Origin of the sequence: Phocaeicola faecicola, from assembly GCF_013618865.1 — a bacterium.
GTDB classification, from domain to species: domain Bacteria; phylum Bacteroidota; class Bacteroidia; order Bacteroidales; family Bacteroidaceae; genus Phocaeicola; species Phocaeicola faecicola.
In genome coordinates this window covers 1-3,310 of the sequence record NZ_JABSOE010000130.1, presented here as the reverse complement: position 1 = coordinate 3,310, position 3,310 = coordinate 1, and the positions used below count along the sequence as shown (strand labels likewise).

Annotated in this window: 3 protein-coding genes; 1 reads left to right on the top strand and 2 read right to left on the bottom strand. The window is 48.7% G+C overall.

Translation table 11 applies throughout. The features are described 5' to 3' along the window. Window positions 1-231: 231 nt before the first annotated feature. Together H3001_RS18890 and H3001_RS18885 are read right to left on the bottom strand one after the other, a co-directional pair. Window positions 232-1,578, bottom strand: a complete 1,347-nt coding sequence (locus tag H3001_RS18890) for an outer membrane beta-barrel protein (RefSeq protein ID WP_181215775.1) — start codon at window positions 1,576-1,578, stop codon at window positions 232-234. Beyond that, complete coding sequence (locus H3001_RS18885; protein WP_181215774.1) at window positions 1,575-2,126, bottom strand: RNA polymerase sigma factor; 552 nt, start codon at window positions 2,124-2,126, stop codon at window positions 1,575-1,577. The genes H3001_RS18890 and H3001_RS18885 overlap by 4 nt, the downstream gene beginning before the upstream one ends. A 165-nt stretch (window positions 2,127-2,291) precedes the next feature. On the opposite strand from H3001_RS18885, the gene H3001_RS18880 reads away from it, so the two are divergent. Beyond that, entirely contained in the window at window positions 2,292-3,050 is a 759-nt protein-coding gene (locus H3001_RS18880) for a NigD1/NigD2 family lipoprotein (RefSeq protein ID WP_181215773.1), read from the top strand. The last annotated feature ends 260 nt before the right edge of the window (window positions 3,051-3,310 follow it).

The window sequence follows — 3,310 nt, the reverse complement described above, 5'->3', positions numbered from 1 at the left end:
CATATTGTCAAGAGGGCTTCGCACCAAACAATTACTCGTAAAGCACGCCTCTTTAGGCTACTGTTGACGGAACAACAGGTTCAGACATCATGCTGAACAATTACTTGTACGACTTCTTGTCGCACGCAATAAACAAAGATACTATTTTATTCCAAATAAAACGGGCGGTTAGCAGCTTTTATTACTGCCGACCGTCCGTTTTTCCAAGAAACCGACCGATGGGTTTCCTTTTTATTTTCCAAATTCCAGGCGCAGTCCCACCTGCAGGTTGAAGTTGCACGGATGTTCCTTGCGGATGGTTTCCACTCCGCTCTTATCGTCAAAGTAGTAAGCCACTCCCGGTTCTGCATACAATCCCAGATGACGCGTAATGTTCAGCTGTACACCTGCCGATGCCATCAGCGACCACTGCAACGGGTCGACCTGCAGCGAATTGTGTTCGGGTTCTCCTTCGACCACTCCTCTCACAAAACGGATATCCTCGCTGCCGGAAACACATTTTTCCATCATACCGCCGGCCGATGCATACACAGACACCCAACGGCTGTTCCACAACATACGGTGAATCTTCAATGGAATACCCACATAATGCAGGTTCTGCTCCTTCTCCCAATACGAGTCCGCTCCCGAACGGAAGGTAGACGAAAGATAAGTATAGGTCAGTCCGGTCTCCACGGCCCAGTTCTTGCTGAAGCTCCATCGGAAAGAAGCCCCCACGGTTACCGGCATCTTATGGTTGGCCGTCGTTACCGCCTGTCCGTCACGGTTGTTGAACAACACCTGCTTGTACGCAGCATATTCATCGGAAGCCGGAATCAAGGTCGCTCCGTTGGCCGAAGAAAGGGTTCTTGCCGGAAGACCGCTGAACCCGCCGAACGAATTGGAAGCCGAATAAGGAGTGTTTCCCGCCATCAGTCCCACCGACCATCCTTTTTCCTTCTTATCCTTATGCTGTCTCTCCATTTCCATGCTTGCCCGATTCTGTGCCATCCGCCTGCGGTCCAGGTCGCGCTGCTGCACCTTCCGCTGTGTCGCTGCCTCTTCGCCCTCCGGCATATCGGCAGCAGCTACCCTTGTGGCAATGGCCTGCAGGGAATCAGGAAGCGATATTTCTTGCAGATTCCGGGACTGATCTTCCTCATTGGAAGATGCCGTGCTCCGGCCCTCAGTCCCCGATTTCTGCAATAGCAGCCCGGCCATACGGTCAGTTGGCCTCAGGGCACCCCTATCCCCTACAGGGTGAATCTGCTGAGCCAAAGCCGGATCTTCAGGCTGCGAACCATCCTCCAGACGACCTCCGTTTTCCGAGAGGTCATTCTGTATCTTTTCTATTGCATCTGCATAATTACTTTGCTGAAAATCTTCAGAAGTCATTTTTGTCAGCCAAATACTCAAGGAAGATACTGCCGCCACAAATACAGCTGCCGCAGCAATAAAACGAGGTGTTCTCCACATAGGGATGACACGGGAAGCCGACAATGCCTTTTCCAAATCCTCCCAGCCATGTTCCGGAAGCGGTTCGGAATAGTCCTCCATATGATTACGGAGCTCTTTTATCCATTTATCTTCTTCTTTCATTTTAAATCCTTCCTTTTATATTCGTTTATCTTTTTTATCAACAGTGTCTTTGCCCGGTAAAACTGCGAAGAGGAGGTATGTTCGGTAATACCCAGCAAATTGGCGATTTCCTTGTGCGACTTGTCCTCGAAGACATACAGGTTGAATACGGTACGATACCCGTCGGGCAGTTCACTGATGAACTTCATCAGTACCTGCTGGGGAATCTCGCTGACTCCCACATCCTCGTCGTCGGGGCGGTCGGGAATCTCCTCCATCAGCACCTCCTGCTGAAGCTGGTTGCTCCGTTTCCTCAGGAAGCCCAGGGCCTCATTTACAATTACTCTTGAAAGCCAGGCTTTCAACGAGCCTTCCCCTTGATAGGTAAACTGGCCGATGGACTGGAATATCCGTATAAATCCGTCGTGCAGGATATCTTCTGCCGTCTCACGATCTCCCAGATAACGGAGACAAATAGCCATCAACGCACCTCCATACCGCTCATAAAGCAGCCGACGCGCCTGGTTATTTCCTTTCACACACTCTACTGACAACTCTTCTTCCGTCATGTCCTGGTTTCTCGTTTTATTGTTTAAATAATGGAGAAGCAAAAATACTGCATCACATAGAAATATTTTTTTTATTAATTTGTTTTAACACAAAAAGAAGCAGTAAAGCCTTTTATCTTTTATTATTCAAGTGAATCGTAGAAAATAGAAAAAAGGAGAATCGTCATGAACATACACAAACACATCCATTATATCATCAGTTTTTCGGCCGGACTGCTCCTGATGTCTTGTCTGAACGAGAACGAACCGGAAAGCTTTTTCCCGACCCTGGCGACGGTAAACATGGAAGGAAACCAGGTGGAACTGGAATCGGACTCTTACGGCAGACTGGCCGTAGAGAATCCGGAGGTGCTGAAGGCCGGCGATGCGGATTCTACCGGACAACGGGTACTGGTAGGGGTGCAGTTCCTCGAAGAAAACCAGCCGTCTGAAAGCCAGGCATCTGAAGAGTCTCCTACCCCGGTGAAAATCATTGAGTTTCTATCGAAGGTACTGACCAAACGGGCAGACGACCTGAGGGTAGGCGGCACATCGGACATCTACGGAGACGCTCCGATTCAGATTACCGCTGCTTCCATCAGCGAACATCATCTGAACATCCAATACGAAATCGGAAATGCGACACCGTATGGCAGACACCGCATCAGTCTGGTGCTCACTCCGGATACGGAGATTGACGCTAAAGGCCTGATACAGGTGGAATTCCGGCACAATGCCGAAGGCGACTGGGGCAACGAACGACTTTGGGGAATTGCCGCATATACGCTTGAAAGTATTCCCGAATACGACATGGAGGGAGTAAAAGGATTCAAGATCCTCTATAACAGCGGCGCCAACCGGATGGCAGAATGGACGGTGCAGAAGACAGAGGTCACTCCTTATACCTACAAGCGGGTACATACTTCGACCCTGGATTTCCAATAATCTGCATGAAAAAGACGGTACGGACACACCTTGAGGAGTGGGGACATCATCTGTCACAGTGCCCCTTCGTCCATATCGGGAAACAGACAAACGGATAAAAAGCTACTTCATTATATATTATGTAAGCATATAAGAAGGGATATTCAGTAAATGTCCCTAAAAAGTAAGGTGGCATATAAAGTCGATAGAGTATAATCACTTTATATGCCATTGCTATTGCCCTTTTTCTGTGTTTTTTCATATAATCCTATCAGTTGGAC